The 15168-nt window shown below is 69.2% G+C and carries 15 protein-coding genes; 12 read left to right on the forward strand and 3 right to left on the reverse strand.

Annotation, left to right across the window (positions count from 1 at the left end; all coding sequences use genetic code 11):
- Positions 1–512 precede the first annotated feature (512 nt).
- A complete protein-coding gene (locus tag Asi03nite_RS06150) occupies positions 513–761 on the forward strand; it encodes a hypothetical protein (protein ID WP_203677440.1) in 249 nt (82 codons plus the stop codon).
- Positions 762–1034: 273 nt separating this feature from the next.
- Here Asi03nite_RS06150 and Asi03nite_RS06155 read toward each other — a convergent pair whose 3' ends face one another.
- Positions 1035–2030, reverse strand: a complete 996-nt coding sequence (locus Asi03nite_RS06155) for a TerC family protein (protein WP_203677441.1) — start codon at positions 2028–2030, stop codon at positions 1035–1037.
- 163 nt (positions 2031–2193) lie between these two features.
- Positions 2194–2955 (reverse strand): dioxygenase family protein, encoded by a 762-nt coding sequence (locus Asi03nite_RS06160; RefSeq protein WP_203677487.1) that lies wholly within the window; start codon positions 2953–2955, stop codon positions 2194–2196.
- Positions 2956–3388: 433 nt separating this feature from the next.
- Here Asi03nite_RS06160 and Asi03nite_RS06165 point away from each other — a divergent pair, with 433 nt between their 5' ends.
- The 10 genes from Asi03nite_RS06165 (at position 3389) to Asi03nite_RS06210 (ending at position 12609) form a co-directional block, all read left to right on the forward strand.
- The gene (locus Asi03nite_RS06165) at positions 3389–4039 is read left to right on the forward strand and encodes a GOLPH3/VPS74 family protein (RefSeq protein ID WP_203677442.1); all 651 of its coding nucleotides are present in this window, start codon (positions 3389–3391) and stop codon (positions 4037–4039) included.
- Positions 4040–4091: 52 nt separating this feature from the next.
- The gene (locus Asi03nite_RS06170) at positions 4092–5627 is read left to right on the forward strand and encodes an APC family permease (RefSeq protein WP_239102443.1); all 1536 of its coding nucleotides are present in this window, start codon (positions 4092–4094) and stop codon (positions 5625–5627) included.
- Complete coding sequence (locus Asi03nite_RS06175; protein WP_203677444.1) at positions 5624–6226, forward strand: GNAT family N-acetyltransferase; 603 nt, start codon at positions 5624–5626, stop codon at positions 6224–6226. Before Asi03nite_RS06170 ends, Asi03nite_RS06175 begins: the two co-directional genes overlap by 4 nt.
- 220 nt (positions 6227–6446) lie before the next feature.
- Positions 6447–6788: a PfkB family carbohydrate kinase gene (locus Asi03nite_RS06180; RefSeq protein ID WP_239102445.1), complete on the forward strand. Its 342-nt coding sequence runs from the start codon at positions 6447–6449 to the stop codon at positions 6786–6788.
- On the forward strand, positions 6781–7674 hold the full coding sequence (iolB, locus tag Asi03nite_RS06185; RefSeq protein WP_203677446.1) for a 5-deoxy-glucuronate isomerase: 894 nt from the start codon (positions 6781–6783) through the stop codon (positions 7672–7674). Before Asi03nite_RS06180 ends, iolB begins: the two co-directional genes overlap by 8 nt.
- On the forward strand, positions 7671–7940 hold the full coding sequence (locus Asi03nite_RS06190; protein ID WP_203677494.1) for a hypothetical protein: 270 nt from the start codon (positions 7671–7673) through the stop codon (positions 7938–7940). Before iolB ends, Asi03nite_RS06190 begins: the two co-directional genes overlap by 4 nt.
- Positions 7941–8458: 518 nt before the next feature.
- Positions 8459–9436: a substrate-binding domain-containing protein gene (locus tag Asi03nite_RS06195; protein WP_203677447.1), complete on the forward strand. Its 978-nt coding sequence runs from the start codon at positions 8459–8461 to the stop codon at positions 9434–9436.
- Positions 9433–10503, forward strand: a complete 1071-nt coding sequence (locus tag Asi03nite_RS06200) for an ABC transporter permease (RefSeq protein WP_239102447.1) — start codon at positions 9433–9435, stop codon at positions 10501–10503. The genes Asi03nite_RS06195 and Asi03nite_RS06200 overlap by 4 nt, the downstream gene beginning before the upstream one ends.
- Positions 10500–11321, forward strand: coding sequence for an ATP-binding cassette domain-containing protein (locus Asi03nite_RS06205; RefSeq protein WP_203677448.1), 822 nt, complete (start codon positions 10500–10502; stop codon positions 11319–11321). Before Asi03nite_RS06200 ends, Asi03nite_RS06205 begins: the two co-directional genes overlap by 4 nt.
- Before the next feature lie 211 nt (positions 11322–11532).
- Positions 11533–12609, forward strand: a complete 1077-nt coding sequence (locus Asi03nite_RS06210; RefSeq protein ID WP_203677449.1) for a Gfo/Idh/MocA family oxidoreductase — start codon at positions 11533–11535, stop codon at positions 12607–12609.
- A gap of 143 nt (positions 12610–12752) precedes the next feature.
- On the opposite strand, the gene Asi03nite_RS06215 is transcribed toward Asi03nite_RS06210, so the two are convergent.
- Positions 12753–13391 (reverse strand): TetR/AcrR family transcriptional regulator, encoded by a 639-nt coding sequence (locus tag Asi03nite_RS06215; RefSeq protein WP_203677450.1) that lies wholly within the window; start codon positions 13389–13391, stop codon positions 12753–12755.
- Between the two features lie 104 nt (positions 13392–13495).
- On the opposite strand from Asi03nite_RS06215, the gene paaN reads away from it, so the two are divergent.
- Positions 13496–15166, forward strand: coding sequence for a phenylacetic acid degradation protein PaaN (gene paaN, locus Asi03nite_RS06220; RefSeq protein WP_203677451.1), 1671 nt, complete (start codon positions 13496–13498; stop codon positions 15164–15166).
- Positions 15167–15168: the final 2 nt, after the last annotated feature.

Genomic DNA, 15168 nt, shown 5'->3' on the forward strand with positions numbered 1-15168 from the left:
AACCAACAGGGCCAGCCGGGTCGTGTTGGCTCGGCCTGGTGGTTGCTATACGCGCCTTGAAGCAACCATCAGGGCCAGCCCGGCCCGCTAATTAGGGCTGGGACTCATCGTCGTCATTCGAGCGTCGAAGCAACCATGACCGCCAGCGGGCCGCGCCCAGCCCGCGGTGGTGGTGGTTATTCGTCTTTTGGCCAGCTGCTAGTACTTGGACCCCGCCCTCCTCAGGGGGCTGACCCTCGACCATTGTGACCCGGATGGGCGATCTCGGGGTTGGGGCCTGTGGATAAACCGCCACTGTGGAGGAGACGCCCGTCGTGTCTGAGATCACGATACCTTCGCTGACCAGCCGAATTGGTGACGGAAAGTGAGCTGGATTACGGCAATACCGTGGCGACGGTCACTTTCATCTTCCAGGTTTTACCTGGTTGATTTGGGGATGACGCACGAGCCGGGCAATCTTGTAGCCGGAAGCGACGAGGCTTTCTCCGTCACTATCCGTTAAGGAGTGCCCGATGCCGTTCATCCATGAAATCCGTACGACCATCTCTCGCCGGCTCGCCGAGCGCCGCGCGCACCGTCAGCTGTCCGCGGAGCTGGCCGCGTTCCGCACCGCCGCCGAGCGGACCGAGCTGGACCTGGTCCTGGGCCGGCACACCGCCGAGGAGACCCGCGAGATCGAGGCCATCCTCAACCGGCAGGACGCCGAGCGCCGCTACACCGGCGCTGTCCACACCACCGCGGCGGGTATCCACAACCCCTGATGTGCAGGCGTGGCGGTGCCCCGGGCGGCCGGCGACGATGCCGCCGCCAGACCAGGCCGCGAACGTACGGCGAAGTGACCGCCCCGGTCCGCGCGAGCTGACCGCACGACGTCCTCAAACCCACGAGCTCGCCGGCGAGCGCCCCCCGATCCCGACCGTCCCGGATCGCGTGGGTCGGCCGGCAAGCGCCCCCGATCCGGACCGTCCCCGGATCGTGAGGGCCGACCCGGAACCGCCTCCGGCGCCACGCGCGCCGGGGGCGGTCCCACCCCCCTACTTCTGTTGCTCCGGGTGCGATCGCAGACTCCCGGCATGCGCCTTCATCGACGGATCCTGACGGGCTTTGATCAGGCTGGCGACAGTCGTCACGACCAGGATGCCGATGATCACGGCGAGGGACACCGGAGTGCCGACCTCCGGAACCGACGCGCTCAGCGACTTGTGCGCCCAGTGCAGCACCAGTTTCACCCCGATGAAGGCGAGAATCACCGCCAGCCCGGTGGACAGGTACACCAGGCGGTCGAGCAGGTCCTTCACCAGGAAGAACAGGGCGCGCAGGCCGAGCAGCGCGAAGGCGTTGGCCACGAAGACGATGTACGCCTGCTCGGTAACCCCGAACACCGCGGGGATGGAGTCGAGCGCGAACAGGATGTCGGTGCTGCCGATCGCCAGCAGGACCAGGAACAGCGGCGTGACCATCCGCTTCCCGTCGATCCGGGTGATCATCTTGCCGCCGACGTAGTCGTCGGTGACCGGCAGGAAGCGGCGACCGGCTCTGACCAGGCCGTTGTCCTCGACGCTGGGGTCCTCGTCGCGGTGCCGGTAGAGCTGCACCGCGGTGTAGATCAGGATCGCTCCGAAGATCAGGAACATGAACGAGAACAGGTTGAGCAGCGTGGCGCCGAGCGCGATGAAGACGACCCGCAGGACCAGCGCGATGATGATCCCGAAGGTGAGCACCTCCTGCTGGTAGCGCTCGGGCACGGCGAACGTGCTGATGATGATCACGAAGACGAAGAGATTGTCGACGGACAGGCTTTTCTCGACGATGTATCCGGCGAAGTACTCCGCGCCGTAACCCCAGCCGGCGACGCTCGCGAAGACCACTCCGAAGGCGATCGCGACAGCGATGTAGAAGATCGACCATCCGGCGGCTTCGCGGAAACCTACGACGTGCGGACGCAACACCCCCAAGGTCAAATCGAGGGCGAGCAGGGCGACGATGACGCCGATCGTCAGGGTCCAGCCGAGCGCGGTGACCTCAAGCATGCTCAAAGGATCCCCGAATTCCTGCAAAGAACCCCCCGAACTTCCTGCAAGATCCCTGAGGGTACGGGGGTATGTGCCCCCCTGGGGGAATCCCGGGGCGAGGGGGCACCTGGTCACGCCCGGGTGAAGGCACGTGACCAGAAAGACTCCCCGAACGGGTGATTCAGGCGGTCACGAAGGACCGCTTCGCCAGCCCCATCCAGAACCCGTCGATCGGTTGGTCGGGAGCCTGCTCAGGAACCCCGGACGCGCCCAGGGTCAGGAACATCGGGGCGAAGTGCTCGATCGTCGGGTGCGCGTAGGGCATCCCGGGCGCGACCGAGCGGAAGTCGGCCAGCTCGTCGACGGCGCCCCGGGCCAGGGTCTCGCAGGTCCACGCGTCGAACTCGCGGGACCAGCCGGGCGCGGCCGCGTTGGGGCTCCAGTCGCGGAGGAACGGCAGGCCGTGGGTGGTGAAGCCGGACCCGACGATGAGCACACCTTCGTCACGCAGCGGAGCCAGCCGGGCTCCGAGCTCCAGGAGCCGGTCCGGCTCGAGGGTGGGCAGCGACATCTGTAGGACCGGAATGTCCGCTTCTGGATACATTACCGTCAGCGGTACGTAGGCACCGTGATCCAGGCCACGATTCGTCCTGGCGACGGTCTCGCCGTCGGGCATCAGCGCGGCCACCTGATCCGCCAGAACCGGGGCACCCGGGGCACGGTACTGCACCTCGTAGTAACGCTGGGCGAACCCTCCGAAGTCGTACACCAGGGGCACCGTCTCGGTCGCGCCGAGCATCAAGGGGGCCGACTCCCAGTGCGCGGAGGCCATCAGGATCGCTTTCGGCCGGGGTAGGGAGCCGGCGAGATCGCGTAGCTGTGCGACCCAGGTGGGGTCGTCCACCAGGGGCGGCGCGCCGTGGCTGAGGAACAGGGTGGGCATCCGCACGGTGACCTCCGTTGAAGCTTCAACTTTCTACGCACAACCGTACGCCGAAATATTTGATCGTTCAACTATCCGCATGGAAACTTACGTACAGTAGTAATTGATCTTGACTTGTGACGCTCCGCCACCGCGCCGGCGATGTGTACCGGCATCGACCATCGTTCCAGGATGGTTAAGTCCTGGTTGATATCCCAGCTCTCCCCGGGGTTATTGACAGTCGCTCGAAATAGCTGGCAGGCCCTGTGATCAACTTCGCCCACTGTGGATTCGGCTTTTGTCGCATCTGGACGTTGCAAGAAGCGACCGGGTTTGGCAGGCTACACGCGGTCGCGCTACGGGGAGCGCAACGTCATTGCTTCGTGGTACGTCACCTTGATTACGTTCGGTGAACTGCGCGGGCATTCCCAAGGCGTCGAGAGGAGATTGCGCCGTGGCGTCACCGCCGCAGCTACCGCCCGCGGATGATCTTTATTTGACCGCACACGACACGATCCGCGGCAAATCGCTGCTGTCACCGGCCACTCTCGGGCTGGGTCTCGGTGCCGCGCTCCTCGGGGAGCTGATGCTGTGGCGCCGCATCGACCTGGTCGAGACCGAGCTGATCGTCATCGACGAGCGCCCGACCGGTGATGCCGCCACCACCGCCCTGCTGGAGCAGATCCGGCGGGAGGCCGGCCAGCACGGCGTACGCAACTGGATCTCGTATCTCTCCGCGGGCATCGCCACCGACCTGGTCGAGCGTCGTCTCGCCCGCGGTGGCCTGATCAAGCGGGAGGAGAAGCGCGGCCTGTTCGGGACGAAGACGTCCTTCGTGCCGGCCGACTCGATGACCGCAGGCTGGCCGGCCACCCGCATCCGCACCAAGGTCGCCCGCGACGAGCAGCTCGACGTGGCCGACCTGCTGCTGGCCGGTCTGATCCTGGCCACCGGCCTGGACCAGCACGTGCTGGCCACCCTCAACGCCCGCGACCGGGCCCGGCTCTTCGACCAGTTCCGCCGCCTCTTCCCGGCGATGCTGCAGCAGCTCGTCGCGCACGCCGAGGCCGCTGTCGGAGACGCCGTGATGGCCCGCCGCGCATAGCCGCAAACCGTTTTCCTCTACCCCCTCACCCCTGACAACAATGGAGATTCGCGTGTCTTCGACCGCAACCCAACCCTCGGAGAGTCAACTCTCCAACGCCCTGGCCCGGAACCGGCTCGGCGTCGCCGCCGTGGTCTTCTTCGTGATGTCCGCGGCGGCCCCGCTCACCGTTGTCGCCGGTGTGGTGCCGACCGGTCTCGCGGTGACCGGCCTGACCGGCATCTCGATCGCGTTCGTCGCGGTCGCCCTGGTCCTGGCGATCTTCTCGGTCGGCTACGTCGCGATGGCCCGGCACATCTCCAACGCGGGCGCGTTCTACGCGTACGTGTCCCGGGGGCTCGGGCGCCCAATCGGTGTCGGCGCGTCCTGGATGGCGCTGCTGGCGTACAACATGTTCCAGGTCGCCTCCTACGGCGGCTTCGGCGCGATCGGCCAGCCGCTGTTCCAGGACTGGTTCGGCGTGGACATCCCGTGGTGGGTGCTCGGCCTGGTGGCCTGGGCGCTGGTGGCGGTCCTGGGCGTACGGGACGTCGCCGTCAACGGCAAGGTGCTCGCCACCCTGCTGGTCGCCGAGATCGCGCTGACCGTGATCTTCAGCATCGCCGAGATCCTGTCGGACGGCTTCCAGGCCTCGTCCGCGCCGGTCGACGTGTCCAGCCTGACCGGCGCCGGCGCGGGCGCCCTGCTCGTCATGGCGATCACCGGCTTCGTCGGCTTCGAGCAGTCGGTGGTGTTCAGCGAGGAGTCGCGCGACCCGAAGCGCACCGTGCCGCGCGCCACGTACATCGCGATCGCCCTGATCGCCGTGCTCTACGCGTTCGCCTCCTGGGCGATGATCTCCGCGGCCGGCTCCGACAAGGTCGTCGCCCGCGCCGGTGAGGAGGGCCCGGAGCTCTTCTTCAACCTGGCCTCGGGGCCGCTCGGCGGTATCGCGCTGGACCTCGGCCACATCCTGTTCCTGACCTCGCTGATCGCCGCGATGATCTCGTTCCACAACATCATCTCGCGGTACATGTTCTCGCTCGGCCGCGAGGGCGTGCTGCCGCGCCTGTTCGGCAAGACCGTGCCGGGCACCGGCGCGCCGAAGAACGGCTCGCTCGCGCAGTCCGTGGTCGGCCTGATCGTGATCGTCGCCTACGCGGTGGCCGGCTGGGACCCGCTGGTCCAGCTCTTCTTCTGGGGCGGCACCGGCGGTGGCCTCGGCGTCCTGCTGCTGATCACGGTTACCGCGTTCGCGGTGATCGGCTACTTCGCCCGCAATCGCGAGGGTGAGGACGTGCTGCACCGCGTCGTCGCCCCGGTGGCCGGCGCCGTGCTCCTGGTCGTCGTCTCCTACCTGGCGCTGGACAACATCGCCACGCTGCTGGGCGTCGAGCCGGGCAGCAAGCCGGCGATCGTGGTGCCGGCGGCGTTCGCCGTGGTGCTGGTCCTCGGCATCCTCTGGGGCCTGTACCTGAAGAGTTCCCGCCCGCAGGTCTACTCCGGCATCGGCCTGGGCGCCAGCAGCGCGACCGCCGGCACCGGCGGCGGGTTCGCCGCCGCGCTGAACGAGACCGCCGACCCGATCGACGGGGGTTACCACCGATGACCGACTTCACCATCCGCCCGGCCCGCGCCGACGAGCTGCCCGCGATCGGTGCGCTGATCTCGCGCTCGTTCGACCACCTGGACGCCGACGCGTACCTGGTGCCGGTTCCCGAGGACCGCGAGCGGATCCTGGCCGACTTCTTCACCCTGGAGACGGAGTACGCCTTCAGCGCCGGCAAGGTCGAGGTCATCGACGACCCGGCGGGTGGCTACGCGGCCGCCGCGGTCTGGTACGACCGGGTCAACCCGCTGCCGGAGTTCCCGAACTACCTGGATCGGCTGACCACGCTGGCCGGTGACCACCTGGAGCGCTTCGGCGCGCTGGGCGAGTTGTTCGAGAAGAACCACCCCACCGACCAGCACTGGCACCTGCAGTTCCTCGCGGTCCGGCCGGACCTGCAGGGCCACGGCCTGGGCGGCAAGCTGATGAAGAACGTCCACGACATCCTGGACGCCGAGGGCCTGCCGGCTTATCTGGAGGCCACGAACGAGAACAACGTGCGGCTGTACCGGAGGTACGGCTACACCGACATGGACCCGTTCGAGATCTTCCTGCCTGACGGCACGCCGTTCTTCCGCATGTGGCGGCCCGCTTCCTGATTTTTTCACACCGATGGAGGGGTACGGCGTGAAGCCGTGCCCCTCTTTCGTTCCCCACCGGGCTTCTTCCGCTCCTCCGCAGGTATTGACGTGGACGCACTCCCGTAATTACATCGAAAACAGGTCCACTCAGTGTGGCTGGACGATCACCGGCAGCTGACGGGCTCGGTTCACCGCGTCCGCAACCGCCCTTCCCGGGTGGATGGCCGGAGGGACGAACATGCCCGCGTATGAAGTTCTGACGATGGGGCGTATCAGCGTCGTCAACGGCCTGGGCGCGGGTGACGCCTTCGGCGGAGCCCTCTGCCACGGCCTGCTCGCCTGCTGGAGCCTCACGGAGACGATCGACTTCGCCAACGCCGCGGGCGCTCTGGTCGCCTCCCGGCTGGCCTGCGCCGACGCGATGCAGACCGAAGCCGAGGTCCGCGCGCTCCTGACGGGCAGCGGCCGTGGTGAGGCGCGGGTGGCTGGGCTGGTGGTGTGGGCGCTGTGCCGGGCAGCGGCCGTGGGTGAGGCGCGGCTGACTGAGCCGGCGGTGCCGGTGGGGAGTGGCCATGCCTGAGGCTCGGGTCAACCCCCTGGTGCCGCGTGGCTCCACCGCCGAGCCGCCCTTCGACGTCGTGGTCGACCCGGAGAACGCCGGCTGGGCGCACAGCGGGCTGCGTGTCGTTCAGCTTCCGGTCGGGGGCCGCGTCAAGTTCGTCACCGGCGGCGACGAGATGCTGGTGCTGCCGCTGATCGGAGGCTGCGACGTGGCCTGCGACGACGAGCGCCTGACGCTGACCGGCCGCCGCTCGGTCTTTTCCCGGGTGACCGATTTCGCCTACCTCCCACGGGATGCTGTGGTCACTCTCCGCGCGCCCAACGGCGGCCGCTTCGCGCTGCCCGCCGCCCGGGCGCGGCACCGGCTGCCCTTCCGCTACGGCCCGGCCGAGGACGTGCCTGTCGAACTGCGCGGCGCCGGGCCGGCAAGCCGCCAGGTCAACAACTTCTGCACGCCCGAGTCGTTCGAGGCGGACGCCCTGATCGCGGTCGAGGTGCTGACGCCGGGCGGCAACTGGTCGTCGTACCCACCGCACAAGCACGACGAGCAGGGCGACGGCGAGTGCCGTCTGGAGGAGATCTACTACTTCGAGGTGGCGCCCTCGCCGTCCGGCCGGCCCGGCTGCGCCTACCAGCGGGTCTACGGCCACCCGGACCGGCCGATCGACGTCTGCGCCGAGGTCCGCAGCGGCGACGTGATGCTGATCCCGTACGGCTGGCACGGCCCGTCGATGGCGTCCCCCGGTTACGACCTCTACTACCTCAACGTGATGGCCGGCCCCGGCGAACGCCGTTGGCTGATCCGTGACGACCCGGCTCACGGCTGGATCCGCGACGCCTGGGCGGTCCAGCAGGCCGACCCACGGCTGCCACTGACCACCACGCGGGAGCGGAGGCGCATGTGAAGCACCGGCTCACCGTCGCGCTGGCGGTCGTGCGGTTCCTGGCCAATCAGGTCACCGAGCGCGGCGGCGTGCGCCAGCTCGCCGGGGGCCTGTCGTCGCAGGCGTGGTGGGACGTGCCGGTGGCGGAGGTGGCGACGCTGCACAGCACTCGGCACGCCCGCGCCGGATACCTGGAAAGCAAGCGCGACCAGCGGCATCACCCACGCCCCGGGGGCAGACGAGATGGGCCGCATCGAGCACTGGACGGGCGTGCGGTTCACCGGTGATGTTCCGGCCCGCCGTGGGCCGGGCCCCCACCCGGCGACCGGCCTGCGGCGGCGGGAGGTGCTGCCCAGCCGGGTCGCAGGCGTGGAGTGCGGGCGGTCCGGCGCGCCCAGAAATGTGGAACGGCGGCCGTCCGGCAGGGCCGGGAGCGTGGAGTGCGGGCTGTCCGGCGCGCGTCCCCGACGTGCCCGCTGCCCTGGAGGCCCTCGACGCCCTCGACCCGATCCCCGGCACCACGGACCCCGAGAGCCCACCCGCAGCCGGTGATCCCGTTGCCGAGTCCTCGGCTCGTCGCGCTGCGGCGGATCTCGTCCCGGGGTCCTCGGCTCACCCTGCCGCGGGCGATCACGTCGCCGGAGCCGCCGGCCGTCCACGCATCGCTGTTCACCGGGACTCCCAAGAACCCCCAGCGGAGCTGTTCGTCGTGGTAGAGCAGGATATGTACCCGGTGGATTTCGATGTTCCGTTGTCGATCGCCACCCCGTACGCGCGGATATCTGGAAGAGACTGGAGATTTCATATGAGGAAACGCCTGCTCGCCGCTGGAGCGGTGGCGGTACTCGCGCTCGCAGCGTGCAGCAGCGGCGGCCGGGAGGACTCCGGGGCGGACGATTCCGGCGGTGGCAACGCGCCCGGCAGTTCCGGTTACACGATCGCCTTCGTCACCCACGAGACGCCGGGCGACACGTTCTGGGACAAGGTCCGGGCCGGCGCCGAGCAGGCGGCCAAGGACGAAGGCGTCACGCTGAAGTACTCCAACGACCCGGACGCCGGCAAGCAGGCCGGGCTGATCCAGAGCGCGGTCGACGCCAAGGTCAACGGGATCGCGACCACCCTGGTCACCCCCGATGCCCTGGCCGGCGCGGTCAAGTCGGCCAGCGGCGCGGGCATCCCGGTGGTCGGCCTGAACGCCGGCCTCGACCAGTACCGGAAGCTCGGCGCCCTGATGTACTTCGGCTCCGACGAGTCCCTCGCCGGCACCAGCCTCGGCAAGCGGATCGCCGGTGAGGGTGCCAAGCACCCACTCTGCGTGATCCACCAGACCGGCTCGGTGTCTCTCGAGTCCCGTTGCGCAGGCGTCAGGAGCGCTGTGCCCGGTACCGAGAATCTGCAGGTGAACGGTGCCGACGACAGCGCGGTGACGACCACGCTGCAGGCCAAGCTGGCGCAGGACAAGTCGATCGACTACATCGTGACGCTGGGCGCCCCGATCGCCCTCGACGCGATCAACGCCAAGCAGCAGGCGTCCTCCTCGGCCAAGCTGGTCACCTTCGACCTGAACCAGGAGATGGCCAAGCGCATCAAGGACGGCCAGGTCGAGTTCGCCATCGACCAGCAGCCCTATGTGCAGGGCTACATGGCGGTCACCTCGCTGTACCTGTACCTGAAGAACGGCAACGACATCGGCGGCGGTGGTCCCGTGCTGACCGGTCCCTCCTTCGTGGACTCGTCGAACATCGACAAGATCCTGCCGTTCACCGAGAAGAACACCCGGTGATCCCCGCCACCGGGCAGGTGGCCGCGCCGGGGCTGGCCCGGCGCCGCCCCGGCCTGCGGCTCCGCGCGCTGCTCGGCCGTCCCGAGGTGGGCGCGCTGGCCGCCGCCATCGTGATCTTCCTGTTCTTCCTGTTGGTAGCACCGTCGTTCCGCTCGGCGGCATCGTTTCTCACCGTCCTCTACCAGTCGTCCACGATCGGGATCGTCGCGGTCGGCGTGGGGCTGCTGATGATCGGCGGGGAGTTCGACCTGTCCGCCGGCGTGGTCCCGGTCAGCGCCGGCCTGGTCAACTCGATGTTCTGCTGGTATTTCGGCGTCAACCTCTGGGTGGGTGCGGTCCTCTCGCTGGTGTTCTGTCTGCTGGTCGGATTCCTCAACGGCTGGCTGGTGATGCGCACCGGCATCCCCAGCTTCCTGATCACTCTGGGCACGTTCTTCGTGTTGCAGGGCGCGAACCTGGGCGTGACCAAGCTGGTCACCGGCTCGGTGTCGAGTCGTGACATCAGCGCGATCGACGGTTTCGGCTCGCTTCAGAAGGTCTTCGCGTCCAGCTTCGCCGCCGGCTCGGCGACGGTCTGGATCACCGTGCTGTGGTGGGTTCTGTTCGTCGGGCTGGCCGCGTGGACCCTGCAGCGCACCCGTATCGGCAACTGGATCTACGCCGTGGGCGGCTCCGCGGAGAGCGCCCGAGCCGTCGGTGTCCCGGTCGTCCGTACCAAGATCGGGCTGTTCATGACCGTGTCGTTCCTCGGCTGGTTCGTGGGCATGCATTCCCTGTACCGGTTCAACACGCTCCAGGCCGGCAACGGCGTCGGCAACGAGTTTCTCTACATCATCGCCGCCGTGGTCGGCGGCACCCTCCTGACCGGTGGTTTCGGCAACGCCCTCGGCGCCGCGATCGGTGCTTTCATTTTCGGCACGACCAGCCTGGGAATCGTTTACGCCGGCTGGGATCCCAACTGGTTCAAAGCTTTCCTGGGTGTGATGCTCCTCCTCGCTGTCCTGGTCAACACCTATGTCAAACGCCTCTCCACCGCGGTGTCCCCCCGAGAAGGAGGACTGACATGACCGACACCCTGGCCGAACACGCCGACCGCAATCTGCGGCGCGGTGAACCGCTGGTCGAGCTCGTCGGCGTCGGCAAGAACTACGGACCGATCCGTGCTTTGCACGGCATCGACCTGCGGGTCGGCGCCGGCGAGGTGACCTGCGTGCTCGGCGACAACGGCGCCGGAAAGTCCACCCTCATCAAGATCATTTCTGGACTGCATCCGCACACCTCCGGCCGGTTGGCAGTGGATGGCGCCGACCGGCGGTTCGGCTCGCCCCGCGAGGCCCTGGATCTCGGGATCGCGACGGTCTACCAGGATCTGGCCGTGGTGCCGTTGATGGAGGTCTGGCGCAACTTCTTCCTCGGCTCGGAACTGGTCTCCGGCCGCTTCCCGCTCGCCGGCATGCGGATCCGGGAGATGAGGCGGATCGCGGATCAGGAACTCCGCAAGATGGGCATCGTGGTGTCCGACATCGACCAGCCGATCGGCACCCTCTCGGGCGGCCAGCGGCAGTGCGTGGCGATCGCGCGGGCGGTGTATTTCGGTGCCCGCGTCCTCATTCTGGACGAGCCGACGGCAGCGCTCGGCGTGAAGCAGTCCGGCGTGGTGCTGAAGTACATCGCCGCGGCCCGTGACGCGGGGCTCGGCGTCGTCTTCATCACCCACAACCCGCAGCACGCCTACCTGGTGGGGGACCACTTCGTGATCCTCAAACGGGGGGCGACAGTCCTCGACGCCGCGCGCGGCAGCGTCACCCTGACGGACCTGACCACGCAGATGGCCGGTGGTGACGAACTCGCCGAACTGTCGCGCGAACTGGAACGTCCGTCATGAGGCTCGACCTCCTTCATGAGGGCCCTGTTCTCCAGGGGAGCCCTCGTGTCCAGGAGAGTCCCCAGCTTCGCGGGGGCTCTCGTCGCCGGGCTCCATGCTCCCATCTCCGGCCAGGTCCCGGTAGCCGGCAAATGTTTCCGCAACCCCGCCGGCCAGGCATTTCGCGGAAACTTGAGGCACCGGGAGGGGCGCTGGGCAGGAGGCCGGCACGATGACCGCGCTGCGCGTCGGGGTGATCGGCACGGGTCTCATCGGGCGCGATCACCTCCGCCGGATGGCCACCGTCCTCGCCGGCGTCTCGGTGGTCGCGGTGGCCGATGTGGACGCCGTGGCGGCCGCCCGGGCGGCCGCCACGGTCGGCGCCGCGGTGCACCGGGACGGCCTGGACCTGGTGGCCTCCGGCGGGGTCGACGCGGTGCTGGTGTGCTCCTGGGGCGGGACCCACGAGGAGTACGTGCTCGCGGCTCTCGCCGCGGGCAAGCCGGTGTTCTGCGAGAAGCCGCTCGCCACCACCCCGGACGCCTGCCTGCGGATCGTGCGGGCGGAGGTGGCGCACGGCGGCCGGCTGGTCCAGGTCGGCTACATGCGGCGGTACGACGCGGCGTACCGGGCGCTGAAGCGGACGTTGGACAGCGGCGCGGTCGGCGCGCCGCTGATGATGCACTGCGCACACCGCAACGCGGGCGTGCCGGCCAGCTACGAGCCGGAGAACACGATCACCGACACCGCGGTGCACGAGATCGACATGGCCCGCTGGATGTTCGGCAGCGAGATCGCGGCGGTGCGCGTGCTCCGGCCGCGGGCCAGCCGCAACGCCGGCCGCCTGCCGGACCCGATGCTGCTGGTCCTGGAGCTGGCCAACGGGATGCTGGTGGACGTGGAGATCTCGGTCAACGTCCGCTACGGGTACGACATCCGCGGCGAGATCCTGGGCGAGGACGGCACGGTCGCCCTCGGCGATCCGGGACTGATCTCGGTACGGCGGTCCGGGCAGGTGGCCGCCCCCGTGCCGGCGGACTGGCGGGACCGGTTCGGCGCCGCCTACGACGTCGAGCTGCGGGAGTGGGTGGACGCGGTCACCGGTGGCGGCGTGCTCACCGGCCCGGGGTCCTGGGACGGTTATGCAGCCTCGGCGGTCGCGGACGCGGCGGTGCGCGCGCTGCGGACCGGCGAGCGGGTCACGGTCACCCTGGCCGAGCGCCCGGCGCTTTACGGACCGGCGGACCGGCCGGCTGCCGTGGCCGCGGCGTGGGACGTGCGGGAGTCCCACGACCGTACCGCCGAATGATCTGACCAGGACCGGAAGCGGCCTCGCGCCGGCGGGAGATCTGTCGCGGGAGTGTCACCGCCGACACCGTTGGCGGCGATGACACCCGGTCTCCGGGCGGACTCGTCCCGCGGGGTTTTCCACCCGTTGGGGGCAAGGTTAACTCAATATCCTCGTTGACCGCCTTGATCGGGTGTCGAGTCCGTTGTCCGGAGTCCGTCGAAAGCGAGCCGGACCACCGTGTCGGCCAGCACCTCCGGCTGCCCACGGGCCGGGCGGTACCACTCGACCAGCGAGTTGACCATGCCGAAGAGCAGCCGCGCCGCGGTCCGCGCGTCGACGTCGGTACGGATCCCGCCCTCCGCCTGAGCCTCTTCGACCAGCTCGGTGACGACCGCGTCGAACTCCCGGCGGCGTGCCAGGGCGTACTTCTCCACCTTGGTGTTCCCGTGGACCCGCAGCAGCAGCGTGACGTATTCCAGGCGCTCGGCAAGGACCAGGACGCTGTTCCGGACCAGCATCCGCAGGCGTAGGGTCGCGGTGGTATCCACGGAGCGCACCACCCGGGCCGTCTCGAAGAGCCCGTCGACCGCCTGGTCCACCGCCATCGCGAGCAGCTGCTCCTTGCCGCTGACGTGGTGATACAGCGTCGACTTGGTGATGCCGAGGGTCTCCGCGACGTCGAACATGCTGGTCGCGTCGTATCCGTGCGTGTTGAACAGCCGGACCGCGGCGGCCAGCACCGCGTCCACATCGTGACCTGGGCGTCCGCGGCGGCGTGGAGCGGGTTGCGCGGTGTCCATGGAGCGAAATATGTCAGATGTCGCGCGCGGTGTCAGCCGGGGGCTTGAATTACCGACCGATGGGTTGGTAAAACAGAGGGCAGCCGATCGCAACGGAGCGAGGAATGACCACAGCCGCTGACCTGTACGCATCTCACCGTGAGCTACTCGAGCGCGCGATCACGGCAGCCGCCGCCCGCGACTACTGGTCCGCGTTCCCCGAGTCGCCGAGCAAGTCCGTCTACGGCGAGGATGCCGCGCCCGCCGGTGAGCGTGCCTTCGCCGCCCTGCTCGGCAAGCCGTTCCCGGTGGACGTGCCGGGCGCCGCCGGCACGGTCTCGACCGAGCGCTCGCCCTATGGCATCGAGCTCGGCGTCAGCTATCCCAAGGCCGACCCGCTCGCCCTGGTCGCCGCCGCCCGCGCGGCCATCCCGTCCTGGCGGGCCGTCGGCCCCGAGGGGCGCGCCGGGATCGCCACGGAGATCCTGCGGCGGATCAACGCGCGGATCTTCGAGATGGCGCACGCCGTGCAGCACACCTCCGGCCAGGCCTTCGTGATGGCCTTCCAAGCCGGTGGCGCGCACGCGCAGGACCGCGCGCTGGAGGCGATCGCGTACGCGCTGGCCGCCACCACCCGGATGCCGGCGCGGTCGGCCTGGTCCAAACCGCAGCGTGGCGGCGACCCGCTGAGCATGGTCAAGACCGGCACGGTCGTCGGCCGCGGCGTGGCGCTCGTGATCGGCTGCACCACGTTCCCGACCTGGAACAGCTATCCCGGCCTGTTCGCGAGCCTGGTCACCGGCAACCCGGTGATCGTCAAGCCGCATCCCGGCGCGGTGCTGCCGCTGGCCATCACCGTGCAGATCTGCCGCGAGGTGCTGACCGAGGCCGGGCTCAACCCCGACGTCGTGACGCTCGCCGCCGAGGAGCCGGGCGACGGCATCGCGGCGACCCTGGCCACGCACCCCGACGTGCGCATCGTCGACTTCACCGGGTCCAGCGAGTTCGGCGACTGGCTGGAGGCGAACGCGCGGCAGGCCGTCGTCTACACGGAGAAGGCCGGTCTCAACACGGTCGTCCTCGACTCCACCGGCGACTATCGCGGCCTGCTGCGCAATCTGGCGTTTTCCCTCTCGCTCTACAGCGGCCAGATGTGCACCACCCCGCAGAACATCCTGATCCCGCGCGCCGGCATCGAGACCGACGACGGCCACCGCACGCCCGAGCAGTTCGGCGCCGACCTGGCCACCGCGCTGGACAAGCTGCTCGGCGATCCGAAACGGGCCGCCGGCACGCTCGGCGCGATCGTCAACGACGCCGTGCTGGCGCGGCTGACCGAGGCCGCCGGCTCGCCCGGCGTGGTGCACCCGTCCGCCGAGGTGACCGACGATCAGTTCCCCGGCGCCACCATCCGCACCCCGGTGCTGCTGCGGCTGGACGCCGCCGACGAGAAGACCTACACCCGGGAGTGGTTCGGCCCGGTGTCGTTCCTGATCACCACCGACTCGACCGAGCACAGCCTGCGGGTGTTCACCGAGACGGTGCGGGCGCACGGGGCCCTGACCGCGCTGGTGCACTCCACCTCGCCCGAGGTGCTGGCCGCGGCGCGGGAGGCCGCGCTGGACGCCGGCGTGCACCTGTCGGAGAACCTGACCGGCGGGGTGTTCGTGAACCAGACGGCCGCGTTCAGCGACCTGCACGGCACCGGGGCGAACCCGGCGGCCACCGCGTCGCTGACCGACGACTACTTCGTGAGCGGGCGGTTCTTCACGCTGCAGTCCCGCCACCACGTGTGAGA

Origin of the sequence: Actinoplanes siamensis (assembly GCF_016862395.1) — a bacterium.
GTDB lineage: Bacteria > Actinomycetota > Actinomycetes > Mycobacteriales > Micromonosporaceae > Actinoplanes > Actinoplanes siamensis.

What these genes read in the sequence shown, in the direction of transcription:
- Asi03nite_RS06155 (WP_203677441.1), bottom strand. Translation starts at nt 2,030, where the DNA reads ATGCTTGAGGTCACCGCGCTCGGCTGGACCCTGACGATCGGCGTCATC.
- iolB (WP_203677446.1), top strand. Translation starts at nt 6,781, where the DNA reads ATGCCTGAGGCTCGGGTCAACCCCCTGGTGCCGCGTGGCTCCACCGCC.
- paaN (WP_203677451.1), top strand. Translation starts at nt 13,496, where the DNA reads ATGACCACAGCCGCTGACCTGTACGCATCTCACCGTGAGCTACTCGAG.
- Asi03nite_RS06195 (WP_203677447.1), top strand. Translation starts at nt 8,459, where the DNA reads ATGAGGAAACGCCTGCTCGCCGCTGGAGCGGTGGCGGTACTCGCGCTC.
- Asi03nite_RS06210 (WP_203677449.1), top strand. Translation starts at nt 11,533, where the DNA reads ATGACCGCGCTGCGCGTCGGGGTGATCGGCACGGGTCTCATCGGGCGC.
- Asi03nite_RS06160 (WP_203677487.1), bottom strand. Translation starts at nt 2,955, where the DNA reads ATGCCCACCCTGTTCCTCAGCCACGGCGCGCCGCCCCTGGTGGACGAC.
- Asi03nite_RS06215 (WP_203677450.1), bottom strand. Translation starts at nt 13,391, where the DNA reads ATGGACACCGCGCAACCCGCTCCACGCCGCCGCGGACGCCCAGGTCAC.
- Asi03nite_RS06205 (WP_203677448.1), top strand. Translation starts at nt 10,500, where the DNA reads ATGACCGACACCCTGGCCGAACACGCCGACCGCAATCTGCGGCGCGGT.
- Asi03nite_RS06175 (WP_203677444.1), top strand. Translation starts at nt 5,624, where the DNA reads ATGACCGACTTCACCATCCGCCCGGCCCGCGCCGACGAGCTGCCCGCG.
- Asi03nite_RS06180 (WP_239102445.1), top strand. Translation starts at nt 6,447, where the DNA reads ATGCCCGCGTATGAAGTTCTGACGATGGGGCGTATCAGCGTCGTCAAC.
- Asi03nite_RS06150 (WP_203677440.1), top strand. Translation starts at nt 513, where the DNA reads ATGCCGTTCATCCATGAAATCCGTACGACCATCTCTCGCCGGCTCGCC.